Genomic DNA, 22,234 nt, shown 5'->3' on the forward strand with positions numbered 1-22,234 from the left:
GAGAAATACACATGAATATAGAAGAGACGATTTTAGATATTTTAGAAGAAATTGCAGGTACAGATGAAGTAAAAGAAAACAGAGATGTCGACTTATTTGAAGAAGGCTTGATGGATTCACTTGCAACTGTTCAGTTATTAGTTGAGATCGATGGACAATTAGGTGTACAGGTACCAGTTTCAGAATTTGACCGCGATTTATGGAACACACCTAATAAAGTTATTGACCAAGTGAAAGCACTACAATAATGAGTATGAAGAAAAAACTTTTTGGAATCTTTGGGCCACTCTTAACTGCCGCGGTTCTACTAAGTATTTTTTTCTTTGCACCGTTTAAAATAGATTTGGATAGTAAACAGGTATTAGCGGATGCATCCACTTCTATGGCGACCAATGTGCTTAGAGGAAATGCTATCAAAAATAAAGCGATTGGTTCAAAGGAATATATTCCATTTTTTGGCTCTTCAGAGTTGAGCCGAATCAGTCCGTTTCATCCATCTGTTTTAGCAGAGAAATATGATCGTAATTACCGCCCCTTTTTGTTAGGAGCTCCAGGGACGCAGTCTTTAACGCAAGCATTGATGATGCAATCGATGGGGGAAAATCTTTCTCATAAAAAAGTAGTGTTCATTATTTCGCCACAATGGTTTGTAAAAGATGGCGTAACCGATGATTATTTTAATGCTTATTATTCTGAACTGCAAACCTATCAATGGGTTAGTGATTTGAAAAAAGTAACCCCTGATGATATTTATCTGGCAACACGATTAATGGATTTTCCAAAAGTTAAGGAAGATAAACGCTTAGACAGTGCGTTGAACGATATTATTGCTGGAAAATTGCCGAGTACTTCCGATAAGGAGTATATCGATTGGATGATCAATCTGTTTTCTCGTGAAGATGAATTATTCGGTAAGATTGGTATGATAAGCAAAGAGAATGAAATCGAAAAAGCTAAAAAGCATTTGCCTAATGCCTATAATGTGACAGAGTTGGATCAACTAGCAGCTAAAATAGGTCAGAAGGCGACCAATAATAATTCGTTAGAAATTTCTAATTCTTTTTATGCGAAACGGCTGAAAAATAAACTGAATCGCTTGGAGAATTCTCAGACAAAATTGGATTATCGTTTTTCTCCAGAATTTTCTGATTTGCAGCTAGTATTGAGCCAATTGGCTCAAGATAATGCGGAAGTGTTATTCATTATCCCACCAGTAAATAAACGATGGTCGGATTTTACAGGACTTTCTCAAGAGATGTTGCAAGATTTTTCAAAAAAGGTCAAATATCAATTAACTAGCCAAGGGTTCAATAATATTGCCGATTTTACCAAAGATTCTGATAAGCAATATTTTATGGCTGATACGATTCATTTAGGCTGGAGAGGTTGGCTAGCTGCGGATCAACGAATTGAACCATTCTTGGAAAAAAAATCAACAGAAGCACCGAAATATAAGCTTGACGAATCCTTTTATTCGAAAGAATGGCAACAAAAGGAGCCGGATGACATAAAAAAATAAATTCTATTTAAAGCAAGGAAGAACCCAAGTTTGTTCTTCACTTGTTTTTTATTGAAATAAATAATTTTTAATTGACTATTGGTTTGATACCATTTGAAATTGAGTGAAGTAATGTTTTCATTTAAATGATCAATGAATGGTATAATACTCGTGAACATATAGTTGAAAGGAGTGTTAGAATTTGGATCAAAAAGAAGAACGATTATTAATAGACTTAACAACTGCTAAAGGTGTACCTGGAAACGAAGAGGAAGTCAGAGAAATATTTAAAAAATATGCAGAACCTTTTGCAGATAAAATCATGTATGATGGTTTAGGTAGTATTATTGCCAAACATGTAGGGGATAAAGAAGGACCCAAAATTTTCTTCTCCGGGCATTTGGATGAAGTTGGTTTTATGGTAACGCAAATCACTGAAAAAGGGTTTATCAAGTTCCAAACTCTCGGTGGCTGGTGGGGGCAAGTAATGCTGGCCCAGCAAGTACAAATCAAAACGGCTAAAGGTGAATTGTTTCATGGTGTGATTGGTTCAAAACCACCACACGTTTTGACAGTAGAAGCGAGAAAACAGCCGTATGATGTAGCAGATATGTTTATTGATATCGGTGCATCAAGTGACGAAGAAGTTGCACAGTGGGGCATTAAACCAGGAGATATGATTACACCATATATTGAATATCGCCGAATGAACGATACTAAATTTATGTTAGCTAAAGCTTGGGATAACCGTATTGGTACTGCTGTATCTTTAAGAGTTTTAGAAAATTTAGCGACAGAAGGACATCCCAATATTTTATTTGCGGGTAGTGATGTACAAGAGGAAGTTGGCTTGCGTGGCGCTCAAACAAGTACGCATTTAGTTGATCCGGATATTGCCTTTGCGCTAGATACTGGAACCGCAGGAGATACACCAGGAATGACACCTAAAGAGGCCGATTCTGAATTAGGAAAAGGACCACAAATCTTGATTTTTGATGCATCAATGATCCCCCATAAAAAATTGCGTGATTTTGTGATCCAAGTAGCGGAAGAAAATAATATTCCATTCCAATATACCGTGATCACTGGAGGAGGAACCGATGCTGGGAGAATGCACTTAACAAGAAATGGTGTACCATCGCTTGCTATTACAGTGCCTGTTCGTTATCTCCATTCTCATACATCCATGATCCATGAAGATGATTATTTGAATACCGTTAAATTAGTAACAGAAGTTGTGAAACGATTGGATAAAGAAACAGTAAATAAGCTTCGTAGCTATTAAACCAAGAGGAGAACTTTAAATGAAAAGTCAAATTAAAAATTCAATGCATCGAGAACAAGCTAGAATATCATTAAAAAATCAATGGGGAACGATGGCTTGGATTACATTTCTAGCTGTATTCATCCGCTTTATCATTGGCTCAGTAGTTGGTAGTATTGCCAATTTACCCCAAGATAGTGCAGGAAGCAATGTTATGTCATTTTTACTAAATAACTTCCTTTTTTTCGCGATTACCTATGGGACTTATTACTGCGCATTACAAGTTTTAAGAGGAAAAAAAGTTCAGCCAGGAATGTTGACACACATTTTTCAAGGAAAATTTTATCTACCAATGTTATTGATTAATTTAATTCAATATTTTGTTGAATTAGTCTTGAATTTAGTGGTGTTGTTACCAATACTTTTATCGTATGGCGTGACGATGTACTTTGGTTTGATGTTTAATACTGTATCAGTTGATCAATTTCAAACGCAAATGGGAGGAGATATCTTTTTAGCACTATTATTATTGATCTTCGGATTTTTAATGATTTTAGTCGGTGTCTTTGTCAGTGGTGTTTTCCAATTTGCTGTTTGGGTAAAACTTGATGATCCTGAATTGTCAGTAGGTGATGCCCTTAAATATGCATTGTTCTTGATGAAAGGCCGTTTTGGTCAATATTTACTTTTACAAATTTCATTTATCGGTTGGTTTATTATTGGTGCTTTAGTCTTTGGGATCGGTCTATTATGGGTGATTCCTTATCATGATGTTGCTGTGGCAAGTTTTTATGATACTGCACGTGAGGAAAAAGGGGCACCAGCAATAGTTGAATAAAATATAAAAGCAGAGCAGTCTCTCATTAGAGTTGTTCTGTTTTTTTATAGCTCATCAAATTAGGAATAGGAACATACTCTAAAAATAGAGCAAACTTTCCTTTTGAAGGACAAATAACTGTCGCCATTTGCTTTTTTTATGTTACCATTAAGTGAAGAAGAATCAGGAGGTCGATAAAGTTGAAAATAACCGTTTTAGGCTGTCTAGGAGCGTACCCGTACAAAGGTGAAGGCACTAGTTCTTATCTTCTAGAATCAGATGGATTTAAGCTCTTGTTAGATGCTGGAAGTACAACTTTAGTCAATTTAGAAGAGCATCTGGATCCCCTAACATTAGATGCAGTGATTTTGTCTCACTACCATTATGATCATATCGCAGATCTTGGTGTGCTGCAGTATTATCGTCAATTATATCCAGCGCTCGAACCGACACCTGTTTTACCAATTTATGGACATACAGATGATCCTGTTCATTTTGAAGCATTGAATATGCCAGGAGTGTCAAAAGCTGTTCCTTATTTTGAAGCAGAAGAATTAAAATTAGGGCCTTTTCTTGTGACATTTATGAAAACAATTCATCCAGTGCCTTGTTATGCAATGCGATTTGTAGAAGAAAAAACGGGTAAAGTGTTTGTTTTCACCGGTGATTCTGGCTATTTGGAAAGTTTTGTCGATTTTGCAAAAGAGGCTGATGTTTTTTTAGCAGATACCTATCTGTTTGAAGGAAATGAGAACCATCATGCTCATTTTACCTCAAAAGAATCAGGAGAAATCGCAAAAGCAGCCCAGGCTAAACATCTGATCTTGACTCACTTGCCTCAACATGGCTCTTTAGAAGAGTTGAAACAGCAAGCAGAAAATGCTACTGGCGACCAAGTAGCTGTTAGTTTGGCAGAGAAAAATTTAGTTATCGAAATTTAAGGAGTGGTAAACGATGATTTTTGTACCAAATGAAAACAATGATCCTAGAATCAATTTAGCGATCGAGACGTATTTGTTAAAAGAGAAACCTTTAGATGAGCCGATTTTATTATTTTATATCAATGATCCATCGATCATTATCGGCCGTAACCAAAATACAATCGAAGAAATCAATAAAGAATATGTAGATAAACATGGCATCCATGTAGTTCGTCGATTAAGTGGCGGTGGCGCTGTCTATCATGATCATGGAAATTTGAATTTCAGTTTTATCATGCCGGATGATGGCAATTCTTTCCGTGATTTTGCGAAAGTAACCCAACCGATCATTCAAGCATTGCATGAGCTTGGTGTTTCAGGTGCAGAATTAAAGGGCCGTAACGATTTAGTCATCGATGGGATGAAATTTTCTGGCAATGCGATGTATGCAACAGCTGGCAGAATGTTTGCTCATGGTACATTGATGTTTGACAGCGATATTGATGAAGTAGTCAATACATTAAAAGTTCGCAAAGATAAAATCGAATCCAAAGGCATTAAATCGGTCCGTTCGCGTGTAACCAATATCAAACCATTTTTGCCAGCTGATAAACAAGATATGACGACAGAAGAATTCCGTGAAGATATTTTATTGAAAATCTTTGGTGTAAATTCTGTTGATCAAGTAAAAACATACGAATTAACGGATGAAGATTGGGAAAAAATCAACAAAATTTCAGACGAATATTATCGTAATTGGGATTGGAATTATGGTAAATCACCAGCATTTAACATAGAACGTCATCAACGCTTTCCTATCGGTTCTATTGATGCGCAAATGAATGTAGAAGCTGGTGAAATCAAAGAAATCAAAATCTTTGGTGATTTCTTTGGGCTAGGTGAAATAAAAGATGTAGAAACTATTTTGACTGGCACAAAATATGAAAAATCAGCGATTGGGACAGCTGTTGATCAAATCGATATTAAAAAATATTTCGGTAATATTGAAAAGAAAGATTTAGTTGATTTGCTTTATTAAATTAAAAATCAAGCAATTAAAATAATATCACTGGATAATAGAAAGAAATAATGAGTATTCTGATAGTTAGGGTGTGAAACAAAAGTATAATTCACTTTTGTTTCACACCCTAAATGCAAACAAACGAAATCTCATCTTATATCCAGAGCATCAACTATCTGTTATTTCTGCTCATTTATTTTTTCTCTTGAAAATCTAAATAATTTACATTATCGTTTGATAAGGATATACTAAAAAAAACAAGTTGGCGGTGTAATATAGTGAAAAAAATTATAGTTATTGGTGCTGGAGCAGCTGGTTTAGCAGCTGCTATTCGTTTACAACATGAAGGTTATGAAGTCCATTTATACGAAAAAAATAAGCAAGTCGGCGGCAAAATGTATCAAATCAAGGAGCAAGGTTTTACGTTTGATGTAGGTCCAACGATTGTCATGATGCCAGATATCTATCGTGAAGTCTTTGAACAATGTGGGAAAGATCCTGAACAATACATACCAATGAAAAAAGTTGATCCAATGTTATCCTTAAATTTTCCAAATGAAGAAACATTGAACATGTCATCGGATTTAGTTTCGTTGACGACTCTTTTAGAAGGCATTTCAGAAGACGATATGCAAGGGTATTTAGAATATTTGGCAAGTATTTACAAACGGTATCAAATCGCTAAAAAAGCATTTATTATGAAATCATTTCGGTCTTTTTGGGACTTTTACAATCCAAAATCATTAATTGATGGTTTTAGATTACATACATTTAATGATGCGTATAGTTCAATTTCAAAGTTTGTAAAAGACGAAAGATTACGCAAAGCATTGGCATTTCAAACGCTCTATATAGGGGTTTCTCCATATAATGGTCCGTCGCTTTATACGATTATTCCTATGATTGAATTGATTTATGGCATCTGGTTTATTGAAGGCGGCATGTATACTTTAGCTACAGGGATGGCCAAGGCATTTGAAGAGCTTGGCGGTACGATCCACCTTGATACAGCTGTGGAAGAAATTATTATTGAAAACAAACAAGCAAAAGGAATCAAGACAGCAGATGGGATTATTTCAAGCGATTATGTAGTTTGTAATGCTGATTTTCCTTACGCAATGAAATCGTTGCTGCCAGATGAAAAAACAAGAGGAAAATATACAGATAAAAAGATTGATCAGTTAGATTATTCCTGCTCATGTTTTATTCTTTATCTTGGGCTGGATAAAAAATATCCAGTAGAGTCTCTTCATACAATTCGATTCGCTGAAGATTTTGAGAAAAATATTAATGACATTTTTGAAGATGGCAATCTACCAGAAGATCCTTCTTTTTATGTGTATGTTCCATCATCCATCGATGAGAGTTTAGCGCCGGAAGGGCATGAAGGTGTTTATATTTTAGTTCCTGTCCCAGAACTTTCTCAAGGAGTGAACTGGAATGAGTCAACAACGAGTGAATTTCGTCAAAAGATTTTAAACTTAGTTAAAAAGGAAACCATTTTTTCAGATATTGAAGAACATATCGTATTTGAAACGGTTTATACACCTGAAGATTTTAAGAAAAATTTCAATGCATACAATGGTGCAACATTTGGCCTAAAACCTACTTTGAAACAAAGTAATTACTATCGTCCGCATAATAAATTTGATTATGCAGATAATCTTTACTTTTGTGGAAGTAGTACGCACCCAGGCGCAGGCGTTCCAATTGTTTTAACAAGCGCTAAGCTAGCAGCGGAGGAGTTATTGAAAGATGATGCAAAGAAAAAATGAATTAAATGAAGTATTTTCAATGTACGAATCAGATTTTGCTATTTGCGAGCAAACAATTCGAAATCATTCAAAAAGCTTTTATAAAGCATTTTCTAAACTCCCTAAACAAAAAGCATTAAGTATTTTTGCGATTTATTCTTTTTGTCGTGAAGCGGACGATAGTATCGATGTGCATAATGACCTTGAGCGTCTAAATAAATTAAAGCTTGAATTGGACGATTTCTTAGCTGGTGAAATTCCAGATCGCTATTTTTGGCGTGCATTAGTTCCTGTTTTTGAAACATACAAGATGGACGATCAACCTTTTTATGATATGTTAGCTGGACAGGAAAAAGATTGGCATTTTCACCAACCCGATACACAAGCACAATTAGAGGAGTATTCTTATTTTGTTGCCAGTTCAGTGGGATTGATGTTACTTCCCATTCTCTCAGACAAAGCAGAATATATAAAAACACAAGCGATTCAATTGGGGCAAGCAATGCAGATCACAAATATATTAAGGGATATCGGGGAGGATTTAAAAAATCAACGAGTTTACCTTCCTAAAGAAGTGATGAGAACCTTTAATGTTTCTTTGGACATGCTAAAAAAAGAAACGATCAATGATTCCTTTATTGAAATGTGGGAATATGAAGCGAATAGAGCAGAGCAATTATACGAACAATCCACAACAATGCTTTCAGCTATAGATGAAGATTGCCGAGAAGCGCTCCTGCTGGCTATGTATTTTTACAAAGGCATTCTAGATGCGGTTAGACAAAACGGTTATCAGTGTTATAACAAAAGAAATTTTGTGAATAAAAAGCAGCAATTTGAACTTTATCAAAAGGTGAAAAGTCGTTTAAAAGGCAGTTTAAAAGAATAAATCTTGTTGAGCCGATAAGTATCTAACGCGTTAAATTTAGAGAATATCTATTTTTATGGGGAAATTGTAAAAAAAGCCTATTTTCTGAAAAGGATTTCTGTTATATTACTATTTAGTGAATAATAGAAATGATAGATGTGTGGAAGGATGAATATAGTGCGAAATGAAATGATGCATCGACCAGTTGTGAAAGAAGAGCTTGTTGATTTTATGAGAAATAAACAAAAAAAGATCGAAGGCGAACTTGGCTTGATCGAAGAAGAAGCGCACGAGGCAGGAGTGCCGATCATTCCTCATGAAACAGTTGTCTTTCTGCAATTTTTCCTAAATCAGATCAAGCCTAAAAATATTTTAGAAATTGGTACAGCAATCGGTTTTTCTTCTAGTTTGATGGCTCAATATGTAGGAGAAGACGGGCATGTTACGACGATCGATCGTTTTGATGTGATGATCAGAAAAGCGAAAGTAACCTATGAACGCTTAGGATTGACAGATAAAGTAACCTTATTAGAAGGCCAAGCAGCTGAAATTCTACCTACTTTAACGGGTCCATATGACTTTATTTTTATGGACAGCGCTAAATCCAAATATATTGAATTTTTACCAGAATGTTTACGTTTATTACGTGTTGGTGGTGTGCTGATGGTAGATGATGTCTTCCAAGCAGGAACGATTTTAGATCCAATCGAGGAAATCCCACGTAGTCAAAGGACGATCCATAGAAAATTAAATCAATTTTTAGACACGGTCATGACCCATCCTGAGTTGACTTCTACATTGTTGCCACTTGGGGATGGTGTGATCATGATCACAAAAGAAAAAGAATTATCTGAATAAAAACACTACGACTTGGGTCAGAATTTAATTATTTTGATCTAAGTTTTTTTATATGATACTAAAGGAGTAGATAAACGTGGAATTAGATAAAGAAAAGCTTCAAGTACTAAACAATCTAGTAAGTCATTATGGGTTCCAATATTGGTGGGAAGATGAGAACCGCATCTCTGATTGGGTATCGATGATCTTGATTCAACAAACGACTGAAAAAAATGCCCATAAAGCATTGGGGAATCTAGAACCTTATTTAACCGTGGAAAGCCTTCAGGAAATTGAATTGGAAACACTACAAGAACTGATTCGTCCAGCAGGATTTTTCACCCAAAAAAGTAACTATATCAAAGCTTTGATCAATTGGTTTATTTCTCATGGGAGTGATTTTGATAAATTCAGTGCTTACTCCACTGATGAACTTAGAAAAGAGCTACTGACGATCAAAGGTGTTGGCTCAGAGACAGCGGATGCAATGCTTCTTTATATCTTTGAACGAAATGTTTTTATCGCGGATCAATATGCCATTCGTCTCTTTAATCGCTTAGGTTTTGGTCCATATAAGACATACGAAGAAATGCGGAAAGACTTTATTCATTTGACCGAATCGATTCCCCATGATTTATGCAAAGAGTGGCATGCCGTAATTGACGTTCATGGAAAGCATTTTAATAAAGATAAGAATATGGATGAATCGTTTTTAATCTCTTAAACTAAGATCCTCCTCTTTACTTTGTGTTTAATTTTCGTTTAAGTTTCAAGGCGTACACTTTCCTTAGAAGAGGAGGCAATGCCTTGAATAATAATACGAAAACTATAAAAAAAGGGGTTTCTAAAATACTTTTGATTGTAGGTGTTGTTCTAATGCTCTTTTTTTTATTTCAAAAAAGCTTAACGGCATTTGCCGAAAAATTTACACTAGTGAGTGAACCTGTGGAAATTCAAACCCCGACGATTTTTGTTCCAGGTACAAACGGGACAGTCAATCGATTTAATGGATTGATCAAAAATCTAGATCCAAAAGCCGATGTGTTAAAAGTTACTGTGGCAACGGATGGAACTGTTTCATCTAAAGGAAAACTAACAAGTTCAACGGAACATCCTATGATAGTGATTGCTTTTGAAGATAGTAGTGACAAAACATTACCTGTTCAAGGTAAATGGTATCAATTAGCCTTGCGTTATATTAAAGAAAAATATTCATTTAAAACATACAATTATCTAGGCCATTCCAATGGTGGACTAGTGATTACTTCTTATCTGGAAGAATTTCAGCAATCTGATGATCCAAAATTAGCCAAACTGATAACACTAGGAACACCATATAATGATACTTCAAAAAAATATAATGACGCTGTGACTTCCTTTGTACAACTAAAAGAAACTAGCGATCTACTCAAAAGCTATTTAAAAAATTTAGAAAACATTCCTAATACGATCAAGATGCTGAATATAGCTGGAGAAGTGGACGACACCGCTTCTGATAGTACGGTATCAGTTCAAAGTGTTTTTTCTGGGAGATATATTTATCAGGATCAAGTAGCTGAGTATCAGGAAGTATTGATTCAAGGAGAAAATACCAGTCACAGTGAGTTGGTTGAAAATCAGAAAGTCGTTCAATTATTTAAAGATTTTTTTTGGTAGAATAGAATGAAGATGAAATAAATGGAGAGGGCTATTTTTGTTTTGTTTTCATTTCATTGTGTAATAAGGATCGAACAATCAATAAACAGTAGTTTTTCATGTTATTGAGAATTAGAGAGCTATTTTCTCAAATAAAAAACAAAAACAGCAAAAATAAAATAACTAAACTATAATAATTCTATTGACATAATAATTTTAAATTGATACGCTAAGAGTGTAGAAAAATGGAGTAGCTTTGCTACTAACTTTTAAATTTTAGGAGGAATAATTAGATGAACTTAATCAACACAAAACTATTAAACTTTGAATGTGACGCATACCAAGACGGAGACTTTATTAAAGTATCAACAGCAGATGTATTAGGCAAATGGAGTATTTTCTTTTTCTATCCAGCTGACTTTTCATTTGTTTGTCCGACAGAACTTGGTGACATGCAAGATCACTATGATCATTTAAAAGAGTTGAATTGTGAAGTATACTCAGTATCAGAAGATAGCCACTTTGTTCATAAAGCGTGGGCAGATGCGACAGATACGATCGGTAAAATCAAATACCCTATGTTAGCTGATCCAAATGGTAAAATTGCACGTTTCTTCGGTGTTTTAAATGAAGAGCTAGGTCAAGCATACCGTGGAACATTCATCGTTAGCCCAGAAGGCGAAATCAAATCTTACGAAATCAATGATATGGGCATCGGCCGTAACGCAGATGAATTAGTTCGTAAATTAGAAGCTTCTCAATTTGTAGCAGAACATGGCGACAAAGTTTGTCCAGCAAATTGGAAACCGGGCGAAGAAACGATTGCACCAAGTTTAGACTTAGTTGGTAAAATCTAAACCATTAAATAGACAACTGTAAGACTTCCTTTTTTAGGGGAGTCTTTCTTAAAATTTATAGATCAAAATAATGAAATGTACAAAAGGAGAACATACATGAGTCAAGAAATTTATGATTTGATCGTAATCGGCGGCGGATCAGCTGCTTTATCAGCTGGGATTTATGCAGGTCGTGCGATGTTAGATACATTGATCATCGAAAAAGATAAGATCGGTGGACAAGTAACGACAACTTCTGAAATCGTAAACTATCCAGCGATCCGAGCAACAACTGGTCCTGAATTGATGGAAGACATGCGTTTACAAGCGCTGGATTTCGGAGTTGAATTTACAACGGATGAAATCATTGATGTTGATTTAAGCCAAACGGTCAAAACAGTCAAATCCGCGACGAAAACCTACCAAGCATATGCTGTGATTATTGCAACAGGCGCTTCAGCACGTAAAATCGGTTTTCCTGGTGAAGTTGAATTTACAGGACGTGGCATTGCCTATTGTTCGACATGTGATGGTGAATTCTTCCAAGGATTAGATATTTTCGTACTTGGCGGCGGTTATGCGGCAGCCGAAGAAGCCGTTTATTTAACTCGTTATGGTAAATCAGTCACAATGATCATCCGTGAACCTGATTTTACTTGTGCCAAACTAACAGCGGAAGATGCCAAACAACATCCTGATATCAAAATCGTCTACAATACAGAAGTCAAAGAAATCACCGGGGATGACTTTGTTCGTAAAGCCGTTTTTGTCAACAATGAAACAGGCGAAGAAACAACTTACGAAGCACCAACTGACAGTACGTTTGGCATGTTTGTCTTCGCTGGAAATAAACCAAGTACAGAAATTTTTGAAGGAAAAGTTGAATTAGACCGCGGTTATGTACCAACAAATGAAAATATGGAAACCAATGTTCCAGGCGTATATGCAGCTGGAGATTTACGTATCAAAGAATTGCGTCAAATCGTCACCGCTGTTGCAGACGGTGCGATCGCTGCAACGAATGCACAAAAATATATCACAGAAGAAAAAACAAAAGCTGGTTTGCCAATCGTCAATGAACGTATGGAAAAACGTTTAGCGAAACAACATGCTGAAAGTAAAGAAACACAACCAAAAGCAGACAAAAAACCGGCTAAAGCAACTAGCAATAACACATGGTTCCCTGATGCAATGAGAGAACAATTAGGGGGCATTTTCGGGAAATTGACGAAGAATGTAACGTTATTACAAGTTATGGATAGCAGCGAAGAGAAATCACTAGAATTGAATTCTTTCCTAACTGAATTTGCGTCATTAAGTGATAAAATCTTGCTGGAAACCGTTCAAAAAGGTGCGGATTCTGACGTAGAAACAAAATATGGTATCGATAAATTGCCAAGCGTGGTTGTTTTAAATGATCAAGGCGAGTACACAGGAATCAAATTCAGCGGTATTCCAAGCGGACATGAAGTCAACTCAATCGTGTTAGCCGTTTATAATGTAGGAAGTGCTGGACAGCCAATAGAAGAGCCAGTTGTTAATAAAATCAAAGAACTACCTAAAAAGAAAGTACAGATTTTTGTTTCATTGACTTGTCATTACTGTCCAGATGTCGTAGCAGCGTGTCAGCGAATTGCTTCAATCAATCATAATATTGAAGCTGAAATGATCGACATCGGTGTTTTCCCAGAGTTAAAAACAGAAAAGAAAATCATGAGCGTCCCTGCAATGATCATCGATGACAAAGATATTGTTTTTGGGTCTAAAAACATGGATGAAATCGTTGAGATTTTAGAAAAATAAAAAAAAGCCGAATCAAGTGAACATTTAGTTCATGATTCGGCTTTTTTTATTTTATCGTAACAAGTTTTTTTAACGGTTCCACACCAAAATGCTTTTCTTGATACAATAAAATTTCAGCACATGCCCGGCTATCTTCCAACGCATCGTGGTGATTGTTCAATTGAATATCTAGATTCTCACAAACCGTGTTCAGCTTGTGATTGGGCATCTCTGGGAATAGCTTACGACTGGTTTTCACTGTACAGAGTGAAAGGTAATTCGGCTGATCAATACCATAATAACCTAAACAACCAGCTAAAACACCACAGTCAAACGGCGCATTATGCGCAACAACTAAACTATTCGGTTTAAAACAAGACTGGATCTGATTCCAAACATCAGGAAACTTGGGTGCATCCGCCACATCTTCTGGTTTGATCCCGTGAACTTGAATATTTTTCCAGAAAAAATCTGTTTCTGGTTTGATCAGGGAATAATATTCATCAACGATTTTATTGTTTTCTACTTTTACTAACGCGACAGAACAGGCACTATGCTTAGCATAACTAGCTGTTTCAAAGTCTATGGAATAAAAATTCATATTCATTATCCCTTTCGGTTCAAAATTAATTCATACATGTAGTATAACAAAATAAGTGAGATATAGTAAGTGCATATTAAAAATATTAACAGAAACTAAATAAAAAACGAGAGAAGAAACCTCTCGCTAAGCAATTGTCAAATCAACTTCGACTGGACAATGATCGCTACCCGTAATGTCAGTATGGATCTTCGCACTCGTTAAAGCCTCTTTCAATCCGTCAGAAACAACAAAATAATCGATTCTCCATCCAGCATTATTTTTCCGAGCATTAAAACGGTAACTCCACCAAGAATAAACACCTTCTTGGTCAGGGTAGAAGTAACGGTAAGTATCAATAAAACCACTATCCAATAATTCTGAGAACTTCTCACGTTCTTCTGGTGTAAACCCAGCATTTTTTTGATTTGTTTTCCAGTTTTTTAAATCGATATTTTGATGAGCCACATTCAAGTCACCACATAAAATCACTGGTTTTTCTTTGCTCAATTCGTTCAAATACCCACGAAACGCATCTTCCCATGTCATGCGATAATCTAAACGTTTCAATTCATTTTGTGAATTTGGTGTATAACAAGTGATCATAAAGAAGTTAGGATATTCCAATGTGATCAGACGTCCTTCTTGATCATGCTCTTCAAGATCCATGCCGTAGCGAACGCTGATTGCTTCTTCCTTGGCAAAAATGGCCGTGCCAGAGTAGCCTTTCTTTTCAGCATAATTCCAGTATTGATGGTAACCTGGTAGATCTAAATCAATTTGACCTTCTTGCAATTTTGTTTCTTGTAGGCAGAAAAAATCGGCGTCTAATTCGTTAAAGACTTCCATAAAGTTTTTCTTAACAACAGCACGCAAGCCGTTGACATTCCATGATATACATTTCATTTTCATAACTCCTTTCGAAATAAGCTTCTTATTATTTTACTCTATCTTAGTTTAACATAAGGCGTATTGAATGTATGGAAAGTTGTTTATTTACTTCTGAATAAAATGAGTCGCTACTTTTCTTTCATGAGCTAACTTCTGAATTTTGACTTGTTCGGCTTTCAGCAAACGGATAAATTCTGTAAAAAAGACATGGAACAAATGACCGCATACGTAGTATTTTTTGACTACCTTTTTCTTGTTGATCGAACGCGTGCGGAATTGGAAGAAATAATCAATCATTAGTTTAAGCAGGTTAACTGATTATTTTTTCCAATAAAATTATGCTACTGACTTTAAAGGTTCAACATGGGAGAGGTATGTTAGCCCATATCGCTCATATTTAAATTACAGCACAAGATTTTTTTGGCCATATTTATAGAGTTATATTTAGATTGCAAGTAGATATATAGCATTAATATTACTAATTAAATCGATTTTAAAATGCTTTTGTCTTAAGGACAATCCAAAAATATAGTACTATGAGTAAAGAACGACCCAATCAAGGAGGACTCTCATGAAAATCGGAATCATCGGCTTAGGAAATATCGCACAAAAAGCGTATCTACCTGTTTATTCTCAACTAAGAGACAAAGCAACATTTGTTTTAGCCACCAGAAATAAACAGACTCAAAAAGAAATCAGTGAAAAATATGGCTTCAACGAAATGGTTACATCCACAGATGAGTTGATCGCAACTGGAATATCAGCCTGTTTCGTCCATACAGCAACCAAAGTTCATGGTCAACTAGTCAAACAATTATTAGAAGCTGGGATCCATGTTTTCGTTGACAAACCTTTAAGCGAAAACCTAGCAGAAGTCAAAGAAATCCAAACGTTAGCAGCAGAAAAAAATCTACTTTTAATGGTAGGTTTTAATCGCCGGTTTGCACCCTTTGTAGAAGAATTAAAAACAATTGAGAATAAAAATATGCTACTGATCCAAAAAAATCGTATCGCATCAGAAGCTACAGTTAATTTTGTGATCTACGATTTATTTTTACATGTAGCTGACACACTTGTTTACCTACTTGATGACGAAATTCGACATGTCCAAACCAAAATCATCGAGGAAAATAATCTATTAAAAAGAGCCGTACTCCATGTAGAAACAAAAACCACAACAGCAATCGCTTCAATGAATCTCTATGCAGGGGCAAATACTGAAACCTATCAGCTGGCAAGTCCAGAAGGAACGCTAATATTAGAAAACCTAACGGACTTAACGATCAAAAATCAGTTAGGAATGCAACAAAAAAACTTTGGTGACTGGGCCACAACATTAGAAAAACGTGGCTTTAAGCAAATGGTAGAGAAATTTATCGAAGCAGTTCAAACAAATGACGGATCTCATTTAAAACAAGAAAAAGTCTTTACAAGTCATGAGCTATGTGCTCAAATGTTACGAAAACATCAAGAACATATTTTATAGAGTCAGACTAGAAAGTTTCTCTTTGACATGCTAGAATAAGTAGGATGTTTGAAAGAAAGGAACGACTTTCGATGAATAAAATTGAAATGATGAATGAATTAACGGATATAACCTTACTATTTGATGAACCTTTAATGAATTTTACCTTTACTAAAACGGGTGGACCTGTAGATGTCTTAGCATTTCCAAAATCAAAAGAGGAAGTGGCGACTCTGGTCGAATACTGCAAAAGTCATGACATTCCTTGGCTTGTTTTAGGAAATGCCAGCAACTTGATTGTTCGAGACGGTGGGATTCGCGGAATGGTGATCATGCTGGAAAATATGAAACAAATCTCTGTTTCTAACAACCAAATTGTTGTTGAAGCAGGAGCAAAATTGATCGATACAACATATGTTGCTTTAGATCATGATTTGACAGGTTTTGAATTTGCTTGTGGCATTCCTGGCAGTGTGGGTGGCGCAGTCTATATGAATGCTGGAGCTTATGGTGGAGAAATCAAAGATATTTTCACAAGTGTTGATGTTTTATTAGAAGATGGAACAATCAGAACGTTTACAAATGAAGAGATGGCATTTTCTTATCGTCACAGCGCGATTCAAAACATGCATTGTATTGTGCTGGAAGCGACTTTTTCTTTAGAAGACGGAGAAAATAGTGTGATCAAGAGTCAAATGGCTGAATTGACTGAGCTTAGAGAGTCGAAACAACCATTAGAATACCCATCTTGCGGCAGCGTCTTTAAACGACCGGAAGGACATTTTACAGGTAAATTGATTCAAGATGCTGGCTTACAAGGATTAAAATGGGGCGGCGCTCAAATTTCAGAAAAACATGCTGGTTTTATTGTAAATATCGACCAGGCTACAGCGACAGATTACGTAGAATTGATTGCGCATATCCAACAAGTAATCAAAGAAAAATTTGGTGTTGTACTGGAGACAGAAGTACGTATTATTGGCGAGGAACGTTAAAAGAGGCTAGGACATAACTCTACGAGTTATACCCTAGCCTTAATAAATTCGAATAAACGGTGGGAGCAGAAGCAACTCCTTCGGAGCTAAACACTTCTGTCCCAACCTCTTTTTTAATCTGAGTTTCTTTATTTTACTCACTATCTTCTATATTTAACCACTGCGTTTCACAGTAATATCCTTTACCACCAACAAATACTTTTTCTATTTCATTCTTATTATTGGTTGCTAATTTAACGAATATTTCAGAAGGCGAGTGTAAAGAGTAACCTTGTTCAAATACATAAATATTTTTTGATAATGAGTGCTGTTCATAAAGGTAGCAAGCTAGCGCACCGTTTGAAGTACCAGTGGCTGCTTCTTCATTAATATCGTATAGTGGCGCAAAATTTCTACATATTATTCGGTCATTATTAAATGTATAGAGATGCATCCCGACAACATTATACTGCTTGCTGATTTTCTTGATTTTTTCAAAATTGGGCTCCAGAGTATTTAATTGTGTTTCGTTTTTTATAGGAACTAAAATATCTTTTAGGCCTGTTGAAACAATTTGAATTGGGTAGTTGCTGTCTATAGTATTACTGTCAAAACAATCAATGAGCTCATTTGTTGCTATAACATCATAGAATATCGGTTTGTTTTGTTCCATGAATATAGTGTCGTTTGATATGATAATCGAAAGAACACTATTGTTTGTTTCAATTGTATAATGATTTTTGAAAAGTCTATTCAAATGCATCAGTATCGAAAAAGAGCCAATTGTAGCATGACCACATAAATCAACTTCTTCTTTTGGTGTAAAATACTCAAATTTATAATCAGCAATTTCAGATTCTGATATAAACGCGGTTTCCGCATAACCTAGCTGTTTGGCTATTGCCATTTTTTGAGTAGTGGACAATGTATTTTCAAACAATACCACTCCAGCTTTATTTCCACCCTTGTAATCTTTACTGAATGCACTTGCAACATAAACGGTTAGTTCCATAAGCTACCTACTTTCCTCACATATAGCAAATTGTAGCATAGAAATTATTATGTCTAAAGCTGTGGGATGAATTTTTTTTAAAAAGGAGATAGATTATTTTTAGTATCTAATCACTCAAAATTAGTTTATGTCAATAAAGAAAAAAAGCCTTTCAACTGAAAAGCTTCTTTTCTTAATTATTTTATTCAGCATTTGCTTGTAAATCTTCGATTTCAACTACTTTAAGATTCTTACGCTCTAAATTCTCAACAATAACTGCGCATGTCTCTTCAGTTGTTTCAGCAGGCAAAGTGATCAAGGTACGGCGGATAAATTCATCCTCTCCAATATCTAACGTAATACAACTGGCGATACTGCTGTGTTTCGCAATGATTTTCGTCATAGCAGCCAAGTCCCCTTGTTTACCGGTCGTAGCAATTGTCAAAACATAACTACCACGCTGGATATTCCAAGATTGAGCAAGGATATTCAATAACGTACTATGCGTTAAAATGCCATAAAAATAGTTATTCTCATCCAACACAGCGATGTACGGTAATTCTTTGATCGTAAAGAAAACTTTAAAGAATGACGTGTTTACAAAAATAAATTTTGTAGCATTTTTTAATAAATAAGTAACGGGTAAACTCATGTCTCCACCGTTTGCTTTATGGCGGTAGATGTGCATTTTATAGATATTTCCTCTAAAAATCTTTTCTGATTCATCTAAGATCGGTACACAACGATACCCTGAATCTTCAAGAATGGTCAATGCTTCTTCCAATGTGCAAGATTCATTGACGGTCGTAAGGTTTTTCTTTTTGATAACGACGGATTTTAATAACATATTTTGACCTCCCGTAGGTTAAATTCGTCTGACAACTTAATGATAACATAATTTGAAAAAAAACCATAGTTTATTGAGTATCCATTGACATTTAGCTAAAACAATGATAATGTTATTGAGTAAATTTGTGAATAGAGGAGGTTGAACAATGGCAACAAAAAAATCAGCACTTGCTTGTTCAGATTGTGGCTCCAGAAACTATTCTAAAGCCGTCAGTGAAGGAAAACGTGGAGAGCGGTTAGAAATCAAAAAATTCTGTAAATACTGTCAAAAATACACGTTACATAAAGAGACGAAATAGATATTGGAGGAGTTCAAATGAAATTTTTACGTAGTGTTAAAGATGAGATGAAACAAGTTTCTTGGCCATCAAAAAAACAATTACGCAAAGACACGTTGGTTGTTATCGAAACATCAATTATTTTTGCAGCATTATTCTTCGTAATGGATACAGTGATCCAAACCGTATTTGGTTGGATTCTTAAGTAATTCAAACTAGTATTTCATTGCAAACAGTGCTATAATAACAAGTGAGGAAAAACTTCGGGGAACTGAGGTTTTTTTATTTTCATATGAAAAAAAGAAAACGAGTACCAAGGTTCTGCTTGCTACTCTTGAGGTATTATTTTAACCAACTAATAAATTAAAGGGGTCAATCAAACATGGAATCATTTGAAAAGAATTGGTATGTATTACATACATACTCAGGTTACGAAAACAAAGTAAAAGCGAACATTGAATCACGTGCACAAAGCATGGGAATGGGAGATTTTATTTTCCGTGTAGTCGTTCCAGAAGAGACAGAGACAGAAGTGAAAAATGGTAAATCAAAAGAAATCGTTCATAAAACATTCCCTGGTTATGTGTTAGTAGAAATGACGATGACAGATGATTCTTGGTATGTAGTACGTAATACACCAGGCGTTACTGGTTTTGTCGGCTCACATGGTGCCGGAAGCAAGCCAGCACCACTATTACAAGAAGAAATCAACCACATCTTACGTTCAATCGGTATGAGTACTCGTCAATCTGATCTAGATGTTGCACTAGGCGATACAGTCCGCATTATTGAAGGTGCGTTTTCTGGCCTTGAAGGTGAAGTAACAGAAGTTGATGAAGAACGTCAAAAATTAAAAGTAAATATCGATATGTTCGGTCGTGAAACAAGTACAGAGTTAGACTTTGAACAAGTAGATTCAATCCAATAAAAGCTAGGCAATCAGAGAGAGTGGAGCAAAACTAAATATAGTTTTGCCCTGCTCTCTTCTTGCTATAGTGATAAGTGAAAAGAGGATAAAATGAAAAATAAAAAGTATTATTTGCTTGTAACGGTCTGTATCTTGCTATTTTTGGCTGGCTGTACTAGTAAAAAAGCGCCTAAAAATGAAAAACAACAAGCTGCTAAGAACTCAGCTATTAGTGAAACAATTCAAAAATCATCAATCCCCACACTATTTATTCATGGATACAGTGGTGGTGATAATTCTTTTGGCGGCATGATTAGAAGAATGGAAAAAAATAATCTGACTAATAAAGAACTAGTTTTGACCGTTAGTGTTGATGGAAAAGTCAAAGAAAAAGGCCAACTGACAGGCAAAGAAAATAATCCTAGTATCCAAGTTATTTTTGAAGATAACAAAAATAATGAATGGAATCAAGCAGAGTGGATCAAGAATTGTTTGACCTATATTCGAGATAATTATGGTATAACACAGGTTAATTTAGTAGGACATTCTATGGGTGGAGCGAGCTCTTTACGCTATCTAACTACATTTGGTGATGATACAAGTCTTCCAAAAATCAATAAATTTGTTGGTATAGCAGCACCTTTTAATAATTTTGTAGAGTTATCAAACGGAGAGACGATCGATGATCTCATCAATAATGGCCCTACGGTTCAAAGTGAACGGTATGCTGAATATGTCAATGGGATCGAAAAAATATCTAAAGACATGAAAGTCATGATCATCGCAGGAGATGTAGAAGATGGTAGTATAGGTGATGAGGCTGTTCCAGTTGCAGATGCACTAAGTGTTGTTTCACTGTTTAAAACACATGGTAATGAAGTACAAGAACAAATCTTTTATGGAAAATCGGCACAGCATAGCAAGCTACATGAAAATACAGAGGTAGATCAACTTGTTGCAGATTTTTTATGGAAATAAACGACTAAAACAAATGGATCGATAAAGGAGAGAGCCATGAAAATCAGAATGAAAGACATTGCAAAAATGGCCAACGTATCTGAAGCTGCGGTTTCTTTAGTATTAAATGATAAACCTTCAAGAATCTCTGAAAAAAAGAAGCAAGAAATAAAAACAATCGCAAAAGAATTAAATTATATTCCGAATATCGCGGCTCAAAGTCTGGCTAAAAAAACCTCTCAAACCATTGGAGTTGTTATTCCAGATATTGAGAATCCATTCTTTTCAAAGCTATGTAAACAATTAGAAGAACAATTTAGAGCCTTGGGTTACTTAACTATCATTGTCAATTCTAATGACGATTTTACTGTGGAAAAAAACCTGATTCAAATGCTGTTGAATCGTGGTGTTGACGGGCTGATTATTGCGCTATCAAACGAGTCTTTTTCATTCAAAGAAGAACAAGAGCATTTCTTGAAAGAAATTGATGCACCTTTTGTTTTAGTCGATAGACAAGTGTCATTTACTGGGGTTAATCAAGCCTATTTTGATAGTCAAGCTGGGGGGAAACTTGCTACAGAATACCTTTTGGAAAATGGCCATCGAAATATTGCTTTTATGACTGGAGATTTTAAAGTTCCAAGTACGCTTGACCGGATCAATGGCTATAAACAAGCATTAGAAACTTATGGTGTAAAAGTAAGACAAGATTATATCATTGAAACGGGCTATCGTTTTAACGATGGCATAAAGAAAGCCAAAGAACTTTTTGAGCTAAAAGATGCAACAGCTGTGCTTACATCCAATGATATGGTTGCTTTTGGTGTATTGAAACAAGCCTTGAGTCTTGGGAAAATGATTCCAGAAGATCTTTCGATCATTGGGTATGACCGTTTAGAGATGGCTGATATTCTAGGGATTTCATTAGCTACAGTCGAGCAAAATAGTCTATCTTTAACAAAGCAAGCTGTTGCGCTATTGAAGAATAACCTTACCAAACAAAAGCAAAAAAAGGAATCGATTATTTTGAAACCGAGTCTGTTTGAAGGGGAAAGTGTCAAAAAAAGAAAATAGTTATTGACTAACCAAAAATAAAACGCTATCATAATA

General features: G+C 35.4%; 24 protein-coding genes. 20 read left to right on the plus strand and 4 right to left on the minus strand.

All coding sequences use genetic code 11. The annotated features are described in order from the left end of the window. Positions 1-11: 11 nt before the first annotated feature. The 13 genes from dltC (at position 12) to IGI43_RS14795 (ending at position 13,253) form a co-directional block, all read left to right on the plus strand. Positions 12-248, plus strand: coding sequence for a D-alanine--poly(phosphoribitol) ligase subunit DltC (dltC, locus tag IGI43_RS14735; protein ID WP_438758536.1), 237 nt, complete (start codon positions 12-14; stop codon positions 246-248). Beyond that, a complete protein-coding gene (dltD, locus tag IGI43_RS14740) occupies positions 248-1,519 on the plus strand; it encodes a D-alanyl-lipoteichoic acid biosynthesis protein DltD (RefSeq protein WP_438758537.1) in 1,272 nt (423 codons plus the stop codon). The genes dltC and dltD overlap by 1 nt, the downstream gene beginning before the upstream one ends. 181 nt (positions 1,520-1,700) lie before the next feature. After that, complete coding sequence (locus IGI43_RS14745) at positions 1,701-2,783, plus strand: M42 family metallopeptidase (RefSeq protein ID WP_438758538.1); 1,083 nt, start codon at positions 1,701-1,703, stop codon at positions 2,781-2,783. Between the two features lie 19 nt (positions 2,784-2,802). After that, positions 2,803-3,600 (plus strand): DUF975 family protein, encoded by a 798-nt coding sequence (locus tag IGI43_RS14750; RefSeq protein ID WP_438758539.1) that lies wholly within the window; start codon positions 2,803-2,805, stop codon positions 3,598-3,600. A 179-nt stretch (positions 3,601-3,779) separates the two neighbouring features. Continuing rightward, entirely contained in the window at positions 3,780-4,520 is a 741-nt protein-coding gene (locus IGI43_RS14755; protein ID WP_438758540.1) for an MBL fold metallo-hydrolase, read from the plus strand. A 13-nt stretch (positions 4,521-4,533) separates the two neighbouring features. Beyond that, entirely contained in the window at positions 4,534-5,538 is a 1,005-nt protein-coding gene (locus IGI43_RS14760; protein ID WP_438758541.1) for a lipoate--protein ligase, read from the plus strand. A gap of 260 nt (positions 5,539-5,798) precedes the next feature. Further along, positions 5,799-7,295 carry a phytoene desaturase family protein gene (locus IGI43_RS14765; protein WP_438758542.1) on the plus strand — a complete coding sequence of 499 codons (1,497 nt, stop codon included), beginning with the start codon at positions 5,799-5,801 and terminating at the stop codon, positions 7,293-7,295. Then, on the plus strand, positions 7,276-8,163 hold the full coding sequence (locus IGI43_RS14770) for a phytoene/squalene synthase family protein (RefSeq protein WP_438758543.1): 888 nt from the start codon (positions 7,276-7,278) through the stop codon (positions 8,161-8,163). Before IGI43_RS14765 ends, IGI43_RS14770 begins: the two co-directional genes overlap by 20 nt. A 156-nt stretch (positions 8,164-8,319) precedes the next feature. Further along, positions 8,320-9,000 (plus strand): O-methyltransferase, encoded by a 681-nt coding sequence (locus IGI43_RS14775; RefSeq protein WP_438758544.1) that lies wholly within the window; start codon positions 8,320-8,322, stop codon positions 8,998-9,000. 76 nt (positions 9,001-9,076) lie between these two features. Beyond that, on the plus strand, positions 9,077-9,703 hold the full coding sequence (locus IGI43_RS14780; RefSeq protein ID WP_438758545.1) for an endonuclease III domain-containing protein: 627 nt from the start codon (positions 9,077-9,079) through the stop codon (positions 9,701-9,703). Positions 9,704-9,786: 83 nt separating this feature from the next. Further along, positions 9,787-10,635 (plus strand): alpha/beta hydrolase, encoded by an 849-nt coding sequence (locus IGI43_RS14785; protein ID WP_438758546.1) that lies wholly within the window; start codon positions 9,787-9,789, stop codon positions 10,633-10,635. Positions 10,636-10,907: 272 nt separating this feature from the next. Next, positions 10,908-11,471: an alkyl hydroperoxide reductase subunit C gene (gene ahpC, locus IGI43_RS14790; protein ID WP_438758547.1), complete on the plus strand. Its 564-nt coding sequence runs from the start codon at positions 10,908-10,910 to the stop codon at positions 11,469-11,471. A 96-nt stretch (positions 11,472-11,567) separates the two neighbouring features. Continuing rightward, positions 11,568-13,253, plus strand: a complete 1,686-nt coding sequence (locus IGI43_RS14795) for an FAD-dependent oxidoreductase (protein ID WP_438758548.1) — start codon at positions 11,568-11,570, stop codon at positions 13,251-13,253. 46 nt (positions 13,254-13,299) lie between these two features. Here IGI43_RS14795 and IGI43_RS14800 read toward each other — a convergent pair whose 3' ends face one another. Both IGI43_RS14800 and IGI43_RS14805 read right to left on the minus strand, forming a co-directional pair. Next, positions 13,300-13,833, minus strand: a complete 534-nt coding sequence (locus IGI43_RS14800) for a 3'-5' exonuclease (RefSeq protein ID WP_438758863.1) — start codon at positions 13,831-13,833, stop codon at positions 13,300-13,302. A gap of 126 nt (positions 13,834-13,959) precedes the next feature. Continuing rightward, positions 13,960-14,718 (minus strand): exodeoxyribonuclease III, encoded by a 759-nt coding sequence (locus tag IGI43_RS14805; protein WP_438758549.1) that lies wholly within the window; start codon positions 14,716-14,718, stop codon positions 13,960-13,962. 556 nt (positions 14,719-15,274) lie between these two features. Between IGI43_RS14805 and IGI43_RS14810 the strand changes: the two genes are divergently transcribed. Both IGI43_RS14810 and murB read left to right on the plus strand, forming a co-directional pair. Further along, entirely contained in the window at positions 15,275-16,189 is a 915-nt protein-coding gene (locus IGI43_RS14810; protein WP_438758550.1) for a Gfo/Idh/MocA family protein, read from the plus strand. Positions 16,190-16,260: 71 nt separating this feature from the next. Beyond that, positions 16,261-17,163, plus strand: coding sequence for a UDP-N-acetylmuramate dehydrogenase (gene murB, locus IGI43_RS14815; RefSeq protein ID WP_438758551.1), 903 nt, complete (start codon positions 16,261-16,263; stop codon positions 17,161-17,163). A 133-nt stretch (positions 17,164-17,296) separates the two neighbouring features. Here murB and IGI43_RS14820 read toward each other — a convergent pair whose 3' ends face one another. Both IGI43_RS14820 and cbpA read right to left on the minus strand, forming a co-directional pair. Further along, a complete protein-coding gene (locus tag IGI43_RS14820; protein ID WP_438758552.1) occupies positions 17,297-18,154 on the minus strand; it encodes a PhzF family phenazine biosynthesis protein in 858 nt (285 codons plus the stop codon). Between the two features lie 181 nt (positions 18,155-18,335). Further along, complete coding sequence (gene cbpA, locus IGI43_RS14825) at positions 18,336-18,980, minus strand: cyclic di-AMP binding protein CbpA (RefSeq protein ID WP_069654322.1); 645 nt, start codon at positions 18,978-18,980, stop codon at positions 18,336-18,338. 148 nt (positions 18,981-19,128) lie between these two features. Here cbpA and rpmG point away from each other — a divergent pair, with 148 nt between their 5' ends. The 5 genes from rpmG to IGI43_RS14850 all read left to right on the plus strand — a co-directional run bounded on the left by rpmG (position 19,129) and on the right by IGI43_RS14850 (position 22,198). Next, a complete protein-coding gene (rpmG, locus tag IGI43_RS14830) occupies positions 19,129-19,281 on the plus strand; it encodes a 50S ribosomal protein L33 (RefSeq protein ID WP_010760564.1) in 153 nt (50 codons plus the stop codon). Positions 19,282-19,298: 17 nt separating this feature from the next. Continuing rightward, positions 19,299-19,469, plus strand: coding sequence for a preprotein translocase subunit SecE (gene secE, locus IGI43_RS14835; protein WP_438758553.1), 171 nt, complete (start codon positions 19,299-19,301; stop codon positions 19,467-19,469). A gap of 173 nt (positions 19,470-19,642) precedes the next feature. After that, positions 19,643-20,188 (plus strand): transcription termination/antitermination protein NusG, encoded by a 546-nt coding sequence (gene nusG / locus IGI43_RS14840; protein ID WP_010760566.1) that lies wholly within the window; start codon positions 19,643-19,645, stop codon positions 20,186-20,188. A 90-nt stretch (positions 20,189-20,278) separates the two neighbouring features. After that, positions 20,279-21,145, plus strand: coding sequence for an alpha/beta fold hydrolase (locus IGI43_RS14845; protein ID WP_438758554.1), 867 nt, complete (start codon positions 20,279-20,281; stop codon positions 21,143-21,145). A 36-nt stretch (positions 21,146-21,181) separates the two neighbouring features. Further along, the gene (locus tag IGI43_RS14850) at positions 21,182-22,198 is read left to right on the plus strand and encodes a LacI family DNA-binding transcriptional regulator (RefSeq protein ID WP_438758555.1); all 1,017 of its coding nucleotides are present in this window, start codon (positions 21,182-21,184) and stop codon (positions 22,196-22,198) included. Positions 22,199-22,234: the final 36 nt, after the last annotated feature.

Source organism: Enterococcus sp. AZ126 (assembly GCF_051714545.1).
Classification (GTDB): domain Bacteria; phylum Bacillota; class Bacilli; order Lactobacillales; family Enterococcaceae; genus Enterococcus_L.

What these genes read in the sequence shown, in the direction of transcription:
- dltC (WP_438758536.1), top strand. Translation starts at nt 12, where the DNA reads ATGAATATAGAAGAGACGATTTTAGATATTTTAGAAGAAATTGCAGGT.
- dltD (WP_438758537.1), top strand. Translation starts at nt 248, where the DNA reads ATGAGTATGAAGAAAAAACTTTTTGGAATCTTTGGGCCACTCTTAACT.
- IGI43_RS14750 (WP_438758539.1), top strand. Translation starts at nt 2,803, where the DNA reads ATGAAAAGTCAAATTAAAAATTCAATGCATCGAGAACAAGCTAGAATA.
- IGI43_RS14760 (WP_438758541.1), top strand. Translation starts at nt 4,534, where the DNA reads ATGATTTTTGTACCAAATGAAAACAATGATCCTAGAATCAATTTAGCG.
- IGI43_RS14770 (WP_438758543.1), top strand. Translation starts at nt 7,276, where the DNA reads ATGATGCAAAGAAAAAATGAATTAAATGAAGTATTTTCAATGTACGAA.
- ahpC (WP_438758547.1), top strand. Translation starts at nt 10,908, where the DNA reads ATGAACTTAATCAACACAAAACTATTAAACTTTGAATGTGACGCATAC.
- IGI43_RS14795 (WP_438758548.1), top strand. Translation starts at nt 11,568, where the DNA reads ATGAGTCAAGAAATTTATGATTTGATCGTAATCGGCGGCGGATCAGCT.
- IGI43_RS14800 (WP_438758863.1), bottom strand. Translation starts at nt 13,833, where the DNA reads ATGAATTTTTATTCCATAGACTTTGAAACAGCTAGTTATGCTAAGCAT.
- IGI43_RS14805 (WP_438758549.1), bottom strand. Translation starts at nt 14,718, where the DNA reads ATGAAATGTATATCATGGAATGTCAACGGCTTGCGTGCTGTTGTTAAG.
- IGI43_RS14810 (WP_438758550.1), top strand. Translation starts at nt 15,275, where the DNA reads ATGAAAATCGGAATCATCGGCTTAGGAAATATCGCACAAAAAGCGTAT.
- murB (WP_438758551.1), top strand. Translation starts at nt 16,261, where the DNA reads ATGAATAAAATTGAAATGATGAATGAATTAACGGATATAACCTTACTA.
- IGI43_RS14820 (WP_438758552.1), bottom strand. Translation starts at nt 18,154, where the DNA reads ATGGAACTAACCGTTTATGTTGCAAGTGCATTCAGTAAAGATTACAAG.
- cbpA (WP_069654322.1), bottom strand. Translation starts at nt 18,980, where the DNA reads ATGTTATTAAAATCCGTCGTTATCAAAAAGAAAAACCTTACGACCGTC.
- rpmG (WP_010760564.1), top strand. Translation starts at nt 19,129, where the DNA reads ATGGCAACAAAAAAATCAGCACTTGCTTGTTCAGATTGTGGCTCCAGA.
- secE (WP_438758553.1), top strand. Translation starts at nt 19,299, where the DNA reads ATGAAATTTTTACGTAGTGTTAAAGATGAGATGAAACAAGTTTCTTGG.
- nusG (WP_010760566.1), top strand. Translation starts at nt 19,643, where the DNA reads ATGGAATCATTTGAAAAGAATTGGTATGTATTACATACATACTCAGGT.
- IGI43_RS14845 (WP_438758554.1), top strand. Translation starts at nt 20,279, where the DNA reads ATGAAAAATAAAAAGTATTATTTGCTTGTAACGGTCTGTATCTTGCTA.
- IGI43_RS14850 (WP_438758555.1), top strand. Translation starts at nt 21,182, where the DNA reads ATGAAAATCAGAATGAAAGACATTGCAAAAATGGCCAACGTATCTGAA.